The following is a 15939-nucleotide window of genomic DNA, read 5'->3' on the forward strand; positions in this document are numbered from 1 at the left end:
CCTGACCCCCCTCCCTTTCTATGGAAACTTACGCTTATTTTTGCTTCGCCGCTTCAATATCCTTCACCGCGGACTCCACTGCCTTACGGAGAGCGGTATTCACATCGCTTGCGCCCTGTGCGTATTCTCTAAACGCAGTAGTCAAATGCTTTTCCGCTAGATCGTCATAAATCGTCTTGGGCGCTATGGCTGCTGGTTTTACGGGATAAAAACCCTTCAAGTTTTTCCCCTTTAACGTCGCTATGTCTGCACCGAACGACTCCATTATGTTTGAACTGTTCTTCACGATCGGCATGCCTAGGGCGTCTTTGGCGAATTTGGTTTGCATCTCATCGGATGTCAAATAAGCCAATATTTCAAACGCGACATCTTTGTTTTTGCTGGTGCTCGATACGCTTGCGAAGGTAGGATACATCTGGGAGCCGACTCCGGGAGCCTCCTTAAACGATGGTAATTGCACAGCCTCCAAATTCAAATCAGCCGGTGCGCTCACCATCGTGCTGTTGAAGTAGGCATACATCGCTAGTGTACGCTCCTTAAGGAACATGTCGGCCTCTTTACCGTATTTTTCCTTCGGCAGCTCGGAGCCGGGCATGTTATAAAACCGTGCAAAGTTTTCGACCACCTGCTTAAACTTTTCCGACCCTGTCAGAGGCTGTTGTGTCTTTGGGTCGACGAAGGAGAGCGCCAATTGATTCGTACGCATCATATGGCCCACTGAGGTTAAGAAGCCGTAGTATTTCGTTCCCCCGTCCGTGCGGGAAAGCTTTTTGGACAATTCATAAATATCGTCCCAAGTCATTCCTTCGGTAGGATAAGGTACACCGAATCTATCAAATATATCCTTGTTGTACATCAAAGTGTGTGCAGTCGTGAAGATCGGGAGAAAGGTAACCTTGCCGTTCCCGAACTGTTTGACGAAGTCAAAGGTCGTTGTTTCCAAGCGGTTCGTATCATAATTATGCTTCTTGATCAATTCGTCGAGATCAGTAGATAAATTTAGGTTGTGGAACTGCGGTACAAACCCGATGGAAAGGATGACGATATCCAGCGGCTGACCGGAGGCGATTACCTCATTCACGCTTGTTCCGGTACCGAACGGAATAAACTTCGGTGTCACGAAAGGAAACTTCTCCTTGATCTTCTTCCCCATGAGATCCATAAATTGCTCTTCCGTCGTTCCGGTATTCGGCCGATAAAAAGTGATTTCAACAGGCTCCCGGTTCGTATTCTGTTCTTTGATCCGGCTCGGGGCCGTCTCATTGGAGCCTCCCGTCCCGGTGCATGCGGAAGCCGTCAATAAAGAAGCAGTTAGAAACGATGATATCAGTAAGCGCTTACACATTTTCAAAATTCATTCCCCCTTGGATTCATTAACAGCCTCCCGTCTGCCATAGTCCGGCGTCCAACCGTTCGGATACCGCTAAACTGTTACTTGCTAGAATAGAGATTATGACAGGGAATGGGTGGACTATTTGCTATAACTATATGAAATTTATATCTGAAATTGTGCCGCTGCATTATTTAAAAATGTTGCTCTGTTAAGACTTGCATCATGAAAGCGGTTAAAATTGGGAATTCCGGCAGGATCGTATGGAGTTTTTGCTTTCAGCACTGTCTTGAAGCGCAAATTTTTGATACAATACACTAAAATAACTCACACAAGGGGAATTTACATGAATTATGTCAGTACTCGGGGACAAGTATCCCCTATCGGCTTCATCGACGCCATTTTGATGGGACTCGCCGACGATGGCGGCTTGCTCGTCCCGGAACGAATTCCGCAAGTATCGGAAGACACCCTGAAGCAATGGCAAAAGCTCACTTACCAGGAGCTGGCTTTGGAGGTATTCTCCTTATATGTGAATGATGAAATTCCACGGGCGGACCTGAAAAAGCTGGTCGACGACAGCTATTCGACATTCCGTCACGAGGCTGTAACACCGGTCCTCCGTCTCCATGAAGGCCGATATGTATTGGAGCTGTTTCACGGACCGACCTTCGCCTTCAAGGATATCGCTCTGCAATTCCTTGGTAATCTGTACTCCTATGTCTCCCGTAAAACGAATTCCATCATTCACATTCTTGGTGCAACGTCAGGGGACACAGGTGCTTCCGCGATCGAAGGCGTACGGGGCAAGGAAGGCATCCGCATCTGTATTCTGCATCCGCACCAGAAGGTGAGCAAGGTTCAAGAGCTTCAGATGACTACAGTCGATGACGCTAACGTATTGAATTTATCTGTAGAAGGTACCTTCGATGACTGTCAGCGCATCATTAAGGAACTGTTCGCAGACGTTGAATTCAAGCATCGCTATCATCTCCGCGCAATCAATTCCATCAATATCGCCCGGATTCTCGCGCAAACCGTATACTATTTCTACGCGTATTTCCAGTTGGCGAACCAAGGGATTGCGGGAAAAATCAATTTCAGCGTGCCGACAGGCAACTTCGGCGATATTTTTGCCGGTTATTTGGCTAAAAAGATGGGCCTTCCCATCGATCAATTGATTCTTGCGACGAATGAGAACAATATCCTTGCCCGTTTTGTGAAGGATGGCGTCTATCAGCCCGGCGAGTTCCGCGGAACGCACAGTCCGTCCATGGATATTCAAGTAGCAAGCAACTTCGAACGTTATCTGTTCTACTTGTACGGGGAGAACAGCGAAACGGTGACCGGGCTCATGGCTCAGTTCAAAGCCGAAGGACGCATCGACATCACCGGCGACGCGCTTAAGCAAGTGCAAGCCGATTTCGGTGCTCACAGCGTGGGTAATGAAGAGTGTCTTAACACCATAAGCGAATATCATGAAAAACACGGATACCTGCTCGATCCCCACACGGCGTGCGGAGCTGCCGCGGCAGACAAGCTTACGCCGCCGGGCGAAGTAACGGTAGTCCTGTCAACCGCCCATCCGGCGAAGTTCGACGAAGCCATTCGTCTGCGCAATATTACTCAAACCTATCCGAGTCAAATCCAAGCTCTCTTCGGCATGCAGCAATTCCAAAAGGTTGTCGGCGGAACCAATGAAGAGATTAAGAAGGAACTTGTGACATTCTTTTAAATCAATCTGCAGCTCAAACAGGACCTGGTCAGCGGCCAGGTCCTCTTTCTATGAAAGCTCATGAAGCAAAAAAAGCCCAAGAATCCTCAGGCTTTTTCCTCTGCTCTATTGCCGCTTAAATACCAAGCTCAGCTGTAATGTAACGTTATTCTCCGTATCCAGCATAACCGTATGAGGGTTTTTCATCCCGAAGTCAGCAAAAGTGACGACGGTTTTCCCTTGCATTTTCAGCAGTCCTTGGTCGTATACAGCTTCGTTCTGGAAGGTAACCTCCTTCGAAATCCCCTTGACGTCCAGTGTTCCCGTCATCGTGAACGGCACTTTCACGCCTTCTTGCCAGGCCGTCGGCAGCTTATCGAACGATTTTACCGTGAATTTCGCCTCGGGGAATTTCTCTACTTGCAAATAGTCATTCCCTTTAATGTGATTATCCCGTTGTCCGTTCCCCGAACTAAGCTTGGTAAGGTCGACATTGGCGGTCCCTGCCGTTTTGCTGACGTCGCTGGAATCTAACTGCCAATTTCCATGAACCGCATTAATTGCAAAGTTAACCGTCTCTTTGGAGGTAGTGACGGAGAAATATACCTCTGACTCCGGTTGAATCGTCCACTGGCCGTTCAGCTGCTGAGCCGCCCCATTCCCCGCTTGTACTGGAGCTGCACTGCTGCTGGAGACCACTTCCTTAACTTCTACATGATTCCCGGCATAATAATCGTAAGCGCCGTACCCACCCGCTAATAACGCTACAACAACACCTGAAAATAACATCTGTTTCTTCATTTTTCTATTCCTCCTATTATCCGAATCACACTACATAACGTAGTGTTTAAGTGTAAAAAAATTTATCTGCCCAGCAGGACAAATAAACCGGTCAAAAAAATAATGACCAAGTAGGATAACAACTGATGATGCCATGGTAAGTGGAATTTCAGTTCCGCTTCAGGGTCGATCATGTGTTTGATCCGATAGTTAACCGACGTATCGGCGAATGCAGAGTGGGCAGCCTGTATCGATGCTTGATTCCGCTTCATTAGCTTTAACAGTGCGCTGCCTAAGTCTGTCTCCGCTCCTTTGACTTGGATCGCAAATTTATCGGCTAGCACCTCTAGAGTTATTTTGTAATACCGGTGCCACCAGGAAAGGATCGGGATAAACCATAACGAAGAAGAAAACCACAATGTCAGGAAGCTTTTGAACGGATGCCTCTTCGTCAAATGATACTGCTCATGCAGCAATACGGCTTCAAGCTCAGCTTCATTTATTAATTGAATTAACCCGGCGGAAATGACGATTTGAGGACGAACAAAGCCCATAGTCATCGCAACCGCTTCAGAATGGTCTGTAACAATGATACTTCCTTGGTTTAGCCGGTATCGTTCCGTAACCTTCTGTGTAAGCTCTTCATTCCGACTACGCTCCAGCCTAACAACCGCCCGCCTAACCAAGTAAGCTTGCTTGACGGCTAGCCAGCAGCAATGCAGTAAGGTACAAATGACCAAAGCATTCATTAGATAGACTGCAAAGGAAAGTCCTAATGACTGGATCCAGCTGCTGCAGATTTCGAAAATATTAAACCCCGGCGACCAGTGAAAGGTGAGATGGGATGCATGCATGATCATTTGAAAGAAAATGAAGCCGGACAAAAGCACCGTTGACCAGAAAATCGTTTTCGAACGACGTTCCCACATAACGTTATTTTTCCTTTTTCATCGCTTTAATTTTTTGTTCCAGCTGCTCAAGAAGGTCAGGATCCGCTTCCTCCAAGGCATCAATCATATGATTCACAACCAGGGGGCCGAAATCTTCAATCAGCTCATGCGTGATTTCCTTCGACTGTTCTTCGAGAAACAGCTCCTTCGATTGCGTCGGACTATACAGCGACGTACGCCCCGATACCTTCTTGGATAAAATGCCCTTCTCTACCAGCCGGTTCATCACCGTCATCACGGTATTGAAATTGATTGATTTCTCCTGGTCCAGCTTTTCCTGAACCGCTTTAATCGATTGCCCCGGCGTTTCCCATAGAATTTCCAGGATACGTGCTTCTAACGGTCCAAAAAATCGGTTCAGTCCCCTTTCATGAAATTTGAAGTTGTTGATCTTCATCTGCGCTCACCTCACACTACATATTGTAGTGCATGAAATTGCTGTCGTCAACCTGTGCATGATTATAGGCGACAAAGCTGAAAATAACCTGAAATTTGGATTAATTTAACATGAAGACTGAAATCTGGTATTCGACATAATTTGATGTTATTAATGTTTAATATCATTAATATTTTACTGTAATTAGAACATTTTCCCGAAATACACCCAAAAAAATACAAAGAAGCACGAATATTTTTACAGGATTTGTCGAAGAAAGAGGGATAACGTCATGACAAATTATAAGCATTACCTGCGAAATCGCATTGATAAAATGAGAAGCTCCGCATCTGAGCTTCTACTGTCACGCTATGAAGAGAATCAAGCTGTGATTGAACTGGAGCCCGCTTTGTATGAAAGCTTGAAAACCTCGGCGGAGGAACAAGATACCACGGTACAAGGACTCGTGAACTACATTATTGAGCAGCACTTGGCCCACCGTCAAACCGGCTCGGCCCGTCAAGTAACCACGGAGCAAAAGGAGAACAATCCACTCCTCTTATTGGATGGCCTATGTGGAAAATAACCGGAGGTGTAAGTGCGATGGCTGAGTTTGAATCCTATCCCCAATCTGTATTCATTGATGAAACCGCGTTTACCGCGTTTATGAATCCGTCCAATCCTCAATACATGAAAGCCAAATCCTTGTTTATTGACCTGGATGATCTTGACCGGCATTTTGTCACGACGAACTATATTTTATTTGATGTCCATGAATGGCTGCGTAATGAATTTGGTTACGCGGAGGCTGAATATTTTCTCAATACGGTAGATAAGGCGTCCGGACTTGGGAAGTTAACGGTCATTTCAGGTAACCCGGAGCTGGAGCTGGAGTCGCGGCGTTTGCTGATAGAACGACCCGATCTGAAATATTCGTTAAGTGAAGCGTTAACGGCTATTGTCATGTCGACCTACCGGATCCGTCATATGTTCACTTTTAATGCCCATCATTCCGTATTATCGAAGCTGGACAAAAAAATCAAGGTCATCCCCACCTTGTGGTAACACCCTCCGCAATATATCCGGGGGAAAAGAAAAAACCACATTCATGTGGTTTTTTCTTCACTCCCAAGGGTATTTCGTCAGCAAAAAGTCCGCAAATTTCTTGCTTTCTTCTCTACGGATTTTGCGCATTTCAGCCCGCTGCTGAGCCGTCTCGAACAGCTTCTTCTCTTCTTCCGTTTCCGGAATAATCCGCGGGACAGGGATCGGTTGATTATTGTCATCCAATCCGACAAAGGTCAAAAAGGAGGTTGCGGCGATATCTCTTTTGCCTGTATACAGATTTTCCGTCATGACCTTCACAAAAACCTCCATAGAGGTTCTGCCTGTCCAGGTAACGAACGACTCCAAAGAAACGCTGTCCGTAGGCCTGATCGGCTTCAGAAAGTCTACCGAATCCGTTGAGGCCGTTACGGCGGTTCCACGGCATAGCTTGGAGGCGGAGATCGAAGCGATATCGTCGATCAGAGACATCAGCTTTCCGCCGAACAAGGTGTTGTGATTATTAACATCAAGGGGAAACACCCGAGAGATTTTCATAACTCTAGTTTCGTTTACATACTTTTGACTCAATCGACTTCACACACCTTCATCAGGATGTGTCTAATGTTCCCAGCTCCAATTTGAATTATTCCCGGATTATACAAAAATCCCCTGACTTGGGTAAGCCGGGGGATCCATGTTATATCTATGTTTGAACGGTGATGTTCCAGTCCTCCGTCCTCTTACGGACAAGCTGCGCAATCCGCTCCTTCATCGAATATTTGATGACCCGTGAGCCTTTAAAGGATATTTTCAGCTCCAGCTCAGGGTCGTTTAACCGCTCTTGGATAGCCTTAGCTACGGATTCTCTTAGCTCCGGATGTCGGTCTGCAATGCGTAACAAAGCCATCACCGAATATGAGAAGTATTGAAAATAGAGCTCCTGCGGGTCGGAAATAAACTCCCAATTTCTTTCCTCCGTCTGCATCTGCGGCAATGTAGAAGCATCCTGAATAAGGTCCAGCAGCTCGGGCACGATTTCTTTATCCCGAAGCTTCCCGAGAAGATAGACGGCTGCATAGCCGCGTGCCTGATTATATTTACGGCTCGTGTAAGGAACGAACATATCCCGCTCCTTTACCATGCTTCGTAGAACAGGCATCGCTTCAGTATAGCCAAGTAAGCCGAGCGTCATTGCGCTATGTCTAGCGAGATGCAACCCTTCGGCATTTGCCATCCAATCAAGAAGCCGGGGAACAAGCCTGTCGCCTAAGCGCTTTGCCGACCAGATCGCAATACCCGGCTTGGTGCTTGCCAAACCCGCTTTAATCTCCTCGGGATTTGTCAGCCACTTGCAAGCAAGGAAGTCGTTGTTCGTGCGGACGGAGCTATCTTTGAACTCTACCCCTTTATCCTTTTCGAAGCAGCCGGTTTCCTCCAGCAGAGTCCTGAGCTCCTCATAAGGCACATTTTTCAGGGTGCAGTCTTTGGTAATACTTAAGAAAGCCATATCTGCCGCCGCTTCCCCGCTTTTTTGCATGTCCCGCTTCATACGGATACACCCTGCCAAATCATGATCCAATGACAGACTTCGTCCGGCAATCAGGAGCCCCTCCGTATCTCGGGGAATATGAGTCCCCATCGGAATCGGAAGCCGGAAATTTAATCCCCATAGACTCGAAACCACTGACCAATCCTGCTGAGCTTCACTTTCAAGAGCAATATCCTTGCTATGATTATCCAGATTCGAATATGCGTAAAAAATCGGCTTCGCCGTATAACGGTCTTCGATAAAATCCCTAAAGGTTACGGTCTCTTCGCCTACGATGAGACGGCCTTCCCGCAGACCCAGCTGCGGAACGATTTTGAGCAGCCTCGCCTCTTCTTGATATACGGGCTTCAAATGCGTTTCCAATAATGACGATTGAACAATGGCACGAGATAAGCCTACCGGATCTGCAGCATCAACATAGCCTGAATCCGTATAGTAGTGTTGAACCTTGTTCTCCCTGAGCAGCTGTACGACGTTGGAGAAAGGCTGCACCTGTCCGTCTGCCGAACGGCCTCGACGCACCTCACATCCTGCCAAGGCGCAAACCTCGGCTTCCCCGGTCGCATCTATAATGACCTTGCTTCCGGTGCTCCGAATCCCTTCGGGACCTATCCAGCGTAATCCTTTGACCTGCCTTCCTTCCATAAACACACCAAGTACGGTCGAATCATAGAAATAAACGGCCCCCGCCTCCGCTGCCGACCTTTCCAGGACGATACTCTTGGCATTGGCGTTGACTCCCCCGGCCTTCTGGAATAGGGCAGCCTCCAGCTCAGCCGTCTCTTGATCCACCTTTTCATAAATACCGCCACGCGTTCCAAAATAATAACCCGTCACGCCGCCAAGCGTACCGGCACCGCCCATTCCATGCATTTGCTCAATACCCAGCACCTTCAGTCCAAGCTGTGCAGCGCGAATAGCTGCAATGGAGCCGGCAGTCCCAAGCCCAACTACAATGACGTCATACATTTCATCAAAAGCAGGCTCAGCGGATTGCTGTACAACCTCGTCATCCCATCGTTCGGAAAGAATCAATTGGACGGCACCTCCAATGAGTACTGGATACCCGCTTCGAATGCAGCGATCGGATCCGTATACCTGCATGACGGATGCCAGTGCCAGTCCGGCTCCAGCTCCTCGTCGGTCATTGTAAGGTCGACATCGAATGCATCGCCGATGGTCGCCAGTCTCCAAGGCTGCAAAGCTGCAGGTCTGGCCGCCCAGTTAGCGAGTACTCTCGCTCTCGCAGCGGACCAATCGTCCTTAGGCCCGATCGGAAAGCTAACGACCCATTCCGAGGGGAATCGGCCTTGGTGAAAGGAGAACCCTTCCACCTGAGGCGGGATTTCCTCCCCTCCTTCCGGACCGACAACAACGGCATTCAGCCGTTGGCTGCGCACCTTCCCGGCAGCTCTGACAGGAGCCGAATCACAAAGGCTGGTAGTGTCGATAATTCGATCCGCTCGTACCTTGGACAATCCTGCTCCATTCATTAGAACGACCTCAAATCTGCCGCTTGCGAGCGCAGTTACTTCAATAATTCTTGTTAGAAACAAAACCTCCAGCTTCTGCTTAGAAATTAGTTGATGCAGAACAGGAACGAAGGCCGGCCAGTGGATCCCTCCGGCTTCGCTGAGCATATTCCTCTGAAGGGCTTCTTGCCTAAGCTCTGATGCATGCGGCGATACGATGTGGTCCAGCTCTACCTTACCCTCACGGTAGGACGAGGTAAACTCTGAGCCCACCGCCCCTGTTTTTTCGAGAACGAGCGATTGCTCCCTTAAGGCGCATGCTGCCCCGAGACCGGTGAAGGTGGCACCAACCACTAACACGGAATACCGCTTTGCTTGCTTCATATGCCTCTCTCCTCTCCTATCTATATCACCACTACCTAACCGCCCCTGTATTGACGGGGGGCCATGCCGGTAACCTTGGTAAATACGCGGGTAAAATACAAGGGATCGCTATACCCGACATCCTTGGCGATTTCGCTGATGGGCTTGGAGGTGCCGGTTAGCATGGACTTTGCCTGATCCATTCGGACCTTCTCGACGAACTGTAACGGACTGATCCCGATGACCTTCTTAAACATGGCCGAATAATGGCTGACTGATAAATCCGCATGCTCCGCTAACGTCTCCCGTTGAAGCGGTTCGGCATAATGCTGCCGGATATAGCGGACGGAGCTTTCCATTTTGCGATAGGAGCTGTCCTGCAGCGTCCTCTCCGTTATCACAACATTGGACAATTCGTTGAGCAGCTGGAACAGCCCGAGCTTGGTCTGCCACTCATAACCGGCTGCTTTGACATGCCAGCACTCGTACATCGTCCGTATGTCTTCATGCACCGGATGGCCGCGTAGAGCCAGCAGCCTCTGGAACGGAAGAGGAGTGTCCGTGAACGATGCCTGATAATCACCGCCTTCCCATTGAATCCGCAGCTGATGGAAGTGAACTCCAAAATACTGCAGCGGCTGCTCCTGCGAGCTTTTCAAGTCCATTCGCCTTCCGGGATTCACATGAAACACGCACCCGGAACCCAGCTCATAGACGTCGCCGTCTAATTCCAACACCCCTTCTCCCGCATAGATAAACGCCAAATTGTAGAGGCTTGTCGTCGGACGCACCACGCGATATTTGTGCAATTCCCAGTACGAGGCGGGACGGTGCACAACATCGAGAATTTTCGGATAAAATTGATGGAGAAATTCCTTTTCGATAACCGTTCCCCCTCCTATCTGCTGATGGAACTGTTATTTGTTTTTGGCGGTTACAATCGCCTGATTGATCTTTTCATCCGCCTGCCGCAACGCTGTATTGATATCCGTGCCGTTTTTGATCATTGTGAAAAATTCCGTCTGCAGTATGCTGGAGGCATTCACCAACGGAGCAAGATTGGCATTGGCCGGAGGCGCAGCAGCAAATTTGTTATAGAAAATCGATTTGAAATGTTTGTCTTTAAACAGCCTGTGGTCGCTGCCAAGACTGGCGTGAATCTTCTCGTCCTTCAGAACGGTAGGTCGCCCCTCCTTGCTCGCTTGCAGCTGAACCTCATCGGACAGCAGCTCCGCCGCGACCTGGAACGCTTGCTCCGCCTTCTTATTTGCATTGCTTACGAAATAATAAATTCCGTTCGCCTGATAGCCCATGCCCTGGGCATCCGGAAATGTAGGGGCGGCAACGATATCCCAATTCAGCTCCGGATCGCTTTCGAATCGGCCGAAGCCCGACATCGGAGAAAGCACCATAGCCACATTCTTATCCTTATGGAACGAAGTGAGCTCCTTATCCGGCGTAATATCCCCCTCAGGCTTATTTCCAGGAATATCGTAAATGGCTTTGTAGGTCTGGAACAGCTTCTGAAAGCCCGGCACATTCACAGAGCTTTTGTCCTCCTTCGGATCCAGCAGCGGAAGCGACAATTGATTCTCCAGCAGCATATTGGATAAGAACATGGAGAGCCCGCGGTATTGCATACCGCCCTCATTGCGCGTCAAGCTCGCTGCAAGCCGGGTTACTTCCTCCCAAGTCATGCCGTCTTTAGGAAAGGGGACTCCAAAACGGTTAAATATATCCTTGTTGTAGAACATGACGACGGTGTTCGTGTACTTGGGCAGGCCATAAATACCGCCTTTGGACGTTGCGTTCTTCAGGGATTCAATCAAGCTGGGCTCGATTCGGTTCATATCATAATTATATTTCTTAATGAGATCGGTCAGATCGTACTCCAAGCTGCGTGGCATTAATGCGGTATGCAGACCGGCCAGCGAAGTGATCGTAATGTCGGGGGCGGTGCCGGCAACCATTAACTTTTCAATGTTGGTATCCTTGCCTTCGATGATATAATTCAGCTTATAATGAGGATATTTGGCTCGAATCGGCGCCGCCATCGTTCGCTCAAACTCTTCTTGCGTTATCGAAGCGACTCTCGACAAAACCAGCAGCTCAGCCGCCTCCAGCTTCGCATCGCTCACACGTACCGGTTGGCCCTCTTGCTTAGGACTATCCGTTGATGCGCCTCCGCCGGTGCATGCGGACAATGCTACGATGGATATTGCCGCAAAACAAGCGATGCCTCTTTTGTTTATACCCTTCATCGAAAAACCCCCTACTATGGATTCACCAACGTTGTAACCCCTTTCACATTTCATTATAAATCAAAGACTTTTGTAGTAAATGGAAAATCGATTTATCCAATATGGATAATAAGCTGATGAGCAGCTTTTGTGCATTTTACAAACAAGCCACAAAGAAAAGTCCCTCGCAGTTTCCGAAGGACTCGTGAACTAGTTTCTAGTCAATCTCATAAACCATACATTCATAAGGGCTCAATGACAAGCTTCCGTCCTCGCCAGGAATTGTCACATCGCCATTGCCGATGACATATTGGATTTCCTTGTAATGCAATTCATCCTTCACGTCGATCGTTTCCGTCTGATCGAAAAAATTACAAATCACTACTAACGTCTTATCCATGTGTGATCTTTTGTAAATATACAACCGCGGATGAGACGCAAATAATAAATCGTAGCTTCCATAAACGATGACGTCGCTGTACTCGCTGTCCTTGCGAAGCCCGATCAGACGCTTGTAATAGTAAAATAGGGAGTCGGGATCCGCAATGGCTGTCTTCACATTGATATGTTTATAATTCGGATTCACTTTAAGCCACGGTGAGGATTGGGAAAAGCCCGCATGCTCTCCGTCATCCCACTGCATGGGAGTTCTCGCATTGTCGCGGCCCTTCGCCCAAATTTTTTGCATCAGCTCTTCATGAGTATGGCCTTTTTGCAGATTCTCCTTATACATATTCAGTAATTCGATATCGTTGTAGTCCTCGATCGATTCGAATTTGACGTTCGTCATGCCAATCTCTTCTCCCTGGTAAATATAAGGAGTGCCCTGCATCAGATGAAGGCAGGTTGCGAGCATTTTCGCGCTTTTCACTCGGTACTTTCCGTCATTGCCAAAGCGTGACACGGCGCGGGGTTGATCATGATTGGACCAATATAAGCTGTTCCATCCGATCCCATGCAGCCCCTTCTGCCACCTGCTCATAATTTCCTTGAATTCCAAAAATCGAAAGGGGCTGACCTCCCATTTGCCGGCTGGATAAGGACCCGCATCCACAGCCATGTGGTCAAATTGAAATACCATATCGAGCTCCTTCCGTGAAGGCTCGGTATACAGTCTGGCATTCTCAATCGTAACACCGCTTGTTTCACCGACGGTTACGATATCATACGGCTCATACACCTGGTGAATTTCCTTCATGAACTCGTGGATGCGGGGGCCGTCCAAATAGTATCTTCTTCCGAGCGCATAGCTTCCTTCCTCCACATCCGGCACATCCGGGAAATCCTGATGTTTCGACAGCTTACTAATCACATCAAAGCGGAAACCCTTGACCCCTTTTTCCGCCCAATACCGGATCACCCGGTAAATCTCCTCGCGCATCTGCTGATTTTCCCAATTCAAGTCAGGCTGCTGCTTTGAGTACAGATGAAGATAATATTCACCGGTCAACGAATCGAATTCCCATGCCGAACCGCTAAAGTAGGAAGCCCAATTATTAGGCTCCCTGCCCTGCTTCGGCTCCCGCCATATGTACCAATCCCGCTTCGGGTTATCCTTGCCGCTTCTGGATACGATAAACCACGGATGCTCGTCCGAGGTATGATTGATAACAAGATCCATCATAATCTTGATGCCGCGGCGATCCGCTTCCCCGATTAATTGCTCGAACTGTTCATTCGTCCCGAACTCAGGAGCGATTTCGTAGTAATCGGATATGTCGTAACCATTATCGGCCATGGGAGAGCGGTTCACAGGACATATCCAAATGATATCGATACCTAGCGCCTGCAGGTAATCCAATTTATCGGTAATTCCCTGGATATCGCCTGTACCGTCGTTGTTGGCATCATAGAAGCTTTTGGGATAAATTTGATAGACAACAGACTTATGCCACCATTTCGGATCCATAGGTTCTCCATTCCTTTTTAGCAAATGTTAGGTTAGATTCCCTATATCTTGTATCATTTTCAGCAGGATCATACCTGACTGCTGGTGTTGATACAACGAAAAAGCCCGCTATAAACATAGCAGGCCGAAATACTTAGATGTATCCCTTGTCATGGCTGAGATAACTGTTGCTACGAAGTTTATTGCTTCCGCTTTTTATGCGCGAGAATGCGCTCCATCTCATCCGGGCTGCCTACGACCGGAGCATGGCCTGTGGCGTACTCCAGCATGTCCCAGGAAAGGCGGGAAGCAATGACACTATCCCGAGGCGTCGGGAAGCCGACGTTCTCCTTCGTATCGAGTGACTGAGCGAACTCGGAGCAGAGTACGTCGATATTTTTGCCGCCGTAAGGTCCGACCTTTCTGTCGGTTCGGTTCACACCGAAATATTCAACCGTTGCGTTGGTGAAATCATGAGACATCCGGACCAAGCCTAACGTGCCCAGCAGCTCGATGCCGGAATTGTTCGTCTTGGTTTGGGCCATTTGTCCGTAGGTGAAGCCTTGCGTGATGTCAAAGACGATTCCGTTGTGAAAGCTGCCGTGCACATGAACCCACCAAGGCTCCTTCCAGCCCCAAGTCCTGACACCCTGTGCATCCCAGCGGTTGATCTCGCTGCCTGCGTACCAGCGGGCCACATCAATATAATGCATGCCGCAGGTATGGAACGGCGCCCCCTCGACCTCGAGCAGTTGACTCTCGGTCGGCATATCTCCCGGAGTCTGGTGGGAAATACGGATGACGGACAGCTGTCCGATTTCGCCGCTGCGGATAAAGTCCTGTATCTCCCGATGGTACCAGGCGCTGCGATTGAATAAGTTGACGGCGACCATGAGTCCGCTTTGCTCGATTTCCTCAAGAAGCTTCTCTTCCTCCTGAATACTCATTCCAAGAGGCTTCTCGGCAATGATATGCTTCCGCGCGGCGATCGCCTGACGGATCAGGTCCGGTCTGGTGTCCGCGTAAGTAAAGATTCCGACGACCTCAATTTCCGGATCGAGGAAAATATCGTCCGGGCGGTGGGATGTTGTTACTCCCGGAAGCATACTGCTTGCCAACGCGAGAGATTCCGGGTTCACGTCACAAACCGTCACTACTTCATATTTCGGATTGCCGGCCAAATGCTTCAAATAAGAGCGGCCCATTTTGCCAAGACCGATAAGACCTATTTTGTATACTTTCATACGTCTACCTCCGGATTCCATCCGTCTTGACCGGCCAGTATATCGCGTACTGCATAGGCGCCGGCCTTCTCGGGAGTTAATTGATGTGACCAGTTCACTCTTGCATCAGTAGTGGCACCCGGTCCGGTATTGTTATACTCGCAGTAACGGGTGGTCTGTTCGCTTTCCAGCTTGTTCCAATTGTGCCAGCCTTCCGGATGAATATGCTCCCCCATCCAGCAATTGATAAAAGCGGTCTTCGCATGGATCCGCCAAGGTCGGCCCAGGTAAACCGAATGCTTTGGCGCATCCCCCGTCAGCTTGCACTGATGGAACACATAACCGTAGGAAAGGTGCTCCGGTGTGGATGCCGCAGTGATGTATCCCTGAATGGCGTGGTCGGCTGAACGTTTCTTGGAAAAAATTTCACATTGCTCAAATACTGCTATAGCGGAGCCGAAAATGAAATCGACATCCCCTTCGATATAGCAATTTTTGTAGTACTGTCGTCCGTACACGCGAGGCGCTCCCTCCTTGGGTCCGCCGAAGGTGGAACGATCCATCGGTTGCTCGGGAAGCGGTCCTGTAAATAAAGTATCCTGATGACCTAGCAGCCGGCAGCCGTCGAATACAATCCGATCCCCGTCAACATAAGCGGCTACGGCTTGACCTACGAGGTCCCCGCTTCCTGACGTATTGGCGATGGTCAGATTTTTCGCGGTGAAATCATTCGCCCCGATCAATACAGAGTACGAGTTGAAGGTATTGTAGAGCTCACCGCTCGGGTAGACCTTCTTCGCATAATCGTCAAAGGCAATGACGGTTGACTCTGCGCTTTCGCCAAGAAGCGTAATCCATGGCTTTTCGATGTGCAGCTTCTCTCGATACTCCCCGTTTTTAATATAAATCAGGATCGGCTCCTTCGAATGGTCCGGGGAATGATCGATAGCCTCCTGAATTCGGGTATAATCTCCTGTTCCGTCTTGCGCCACAATGATTTGCATATG

Annotated in this window: 15 protein-coding genes; 3 read left to right on the forward strand and 12 right to left on the reverse strand. The window is 48.8% G+C overall.

The genetic code is table 11. From position 1 onward, the window contains the following. Positions 1–34: 34 nt before the first annotated feature. Entirely contained in the window at positions 35–1345 is a 1311-nt protein-coding gene (locus tag RAC89_RS00770; protein WP_306616011.1) for an ABC transporter substrate-binding protein, read from the reverse strand. Positions 1346–1676: 331 nt separating this feature from the next. Between RAC89_RS00770 and thrC the strand changes: the two genes are divergently transcribed. Beyond that, complete coding sequence (thrC, locus tag RAC89_RS00775; RefSeq protein ID WP_306611154.1) at positions 1677–3065, forward strand: threonine synthase; 1389 nt, start codon at positions 1677–1679, stop codon at positions 3063–3065. Positions 3066–3170: 105 nt separating this feature from the next. Here the strand turns inward: thrC and RAC89_RS00780 are convergent, their stop codons facing one another. From RAC89_RS00780 to RAC89_RS00790, 3 genes are all read right to left on the reverse strand, one after another. Further along, complete coding sequence (locus tag RAC89_RS00780; protein WP_306611155.1) at positions 3171–3845, reverse strand: YceI family protein; 675 nt, start codon at positions 3843–3845, stop codon at positions 3171–3173. Between the two features lie 62 nt (positions 3846–3907). After that, positions 3908–4753 carry a M56 family metallopeptidase gene (locus RAC89_RS00785; RefSeq protein ID WP_306611156.1) on the reverse strand — a complete coding sequence of 282 codons (846 nt, stop codon included), beginning with the start codon at positions 4751–4753 and terminating at the stop codon, positions 3908–3910. 4 nt (positions 4754–4757) lie between these two features. Further along, complete coding sequence (locus tag RAC89_RS00790) at positions 4758–5171, reverse strand: BlaI/MecI/CopY family transcriptional regulator (protein WP_306611157.1); 414 nt, start codon at positions 5169–5171, stop codon at positions 4758–4760. A gap of 271 nt (positions 5172–5442) precedes the next feature. Between RAC89_RS00790 and RAC89_RS00795 the strand changes: the two genes are divergently transcribed. Both RAC89_RS00795 and RAC89_RS00800 read left to right on the forward strand, forming a co-directional pair. After that, positions 5443–5736, forward strand: a complete 294-nt coding sequence (locus RAC89_RS00795; protein ID WP_284639533.1) for a hypothetical protein — start codon at positions 5443–5445, stop codon at positions 5734–5736. A gap of 17 nt (positions 5737–5753) precedes the next feature. Then, on the forward strand, positions 5754–6215 hold the full coding sequence (locus RAC89_RS00800) for a type II toxin-antitoxin system VapC family toxin (protein WP_306611158.1): 462 nt from the start codon (positions 5754–5756) through the stop codon (positions 6213–6215). Positions 6216–6272: 57 nt separating this feature from the next. On the opposite strand, the gene RAC89_RS00805 is transcribed toward RAC89_RS00800, so the two are convergent. The 8 genes from RAC89_RS00805 to RAC89_RS00840 form a co-directional block, all read right to left on the reverse strand. After that, positions 6273–6785: an acyl-CoA thioesterase gene (locus tag RAC89_RS00805; RefSeq protein ID WP_306611159.1), complete on the reverse strand. Its 513-nt coding sequence runs from the start codon at positions 6783–6785 to the stop codon at positions 6273–6275. A gap of 115 nt (positions 6786–6900) precedes the next feature. After that, the gene (locus RAC89_RS00810) at positions 6901–8781 is read right to left on the reverse strand and encodes an FAD-dependent oxidoreductase (RefSeq protein ID WP_306611160.1); all 1881 of its coding nucleotides are present in this window, start codon (positions 8779–8781) and stop codon (positions 6901–6903) included. Beyond that, positions 8778–9602 carry an FAD-dependent oxidoreductase gene (locus tag RAC89_RS00815; protein WP_306611161.1) on the reverse strand — a complete coding sequence of 275 codons (825 nt, stop codon included), beginning with the start codon at positions 9600–9602 and terminating at the stop codon, positions 8778–8780. Before RAC89_RS00815 ends, RAC89_RS00810 begins: the two co-directional genes overlap by 4 nt. Positions 9603–9637: 35 nt before the next feature. Then, entirely contained in the window at positions 9638–10390 is a 753-nt protein-coding gene (locus RAC89_RS00820; RefSeq protein ID WP_306611162.1) for an AraC family transcriptional regulator, read from the reverse strand. 108 nt (positions 10391–10498) lie between these two features. After that, positions 10499–11842 carry an ABC transporter substrate-binding protein gene (locus RAC89_RS00825; protein WP_306611163.1) on the reverse strand — a complete coding sequence of 448 codons (1344 nt, stop codon included), beginning with the start codon at positions 11840–11842 and terminating at the stop codon, positions 10499–10501. A 196-nt stretch (positions 11843–12038) separates the two neighbouring features. Next, positions 12039–13730 carry a glycoside hydrolase family 13 protein gene (locus RAC89_RS00830; RefSeq protein ID WP_306611164.1) on the reverse strand — a complete coding sequence of 564 codons (1692 nt, stop codon included), beginning with the start codon at positions 13728–13730 and terminating at the stop codon, positions 12039–12041. A gap of 179 nt (positions 13731–13909) precedes the next feature. After that, the gene (locus RAC89_RS00835; RefSeq protein ID WP_306611165.1) at positions 13910–14953 is read right to left on the reverse strand and encodes a Gfo/Idh/MocA family protein; all 1044 of its coding nucleotides are present in this window, start codon (positions 14951–14953) and stop codon (positions 13910–13912) included. Further along, positions 14950–15936, reverse strand: a complete 987-nt coding sequence (locus tag RAC89_RS00840) for a pectinesterase family protein (RefSeq protein WP_306611166.1) — start codon at positions 15934–15936, stop codon at positions 14950–14952. Before RAC89_RS00840 ends, RAC89_RS00835 begins: the two co-directional genes overlap by 4 nt. Positions 15937–15939: the final 3 nt, after the last annotated feature.

Source organism: Paenibacillus sp. GD4 (genome assembly GCF_030846225.1).
Taxonomy (GTDB): domain Bacteria; phylum Bacillota; class Bacilli; order Paenibacillales; family NBRC-103111; genus Paenibacillus_G; species Paenibacillus_G silviterrae.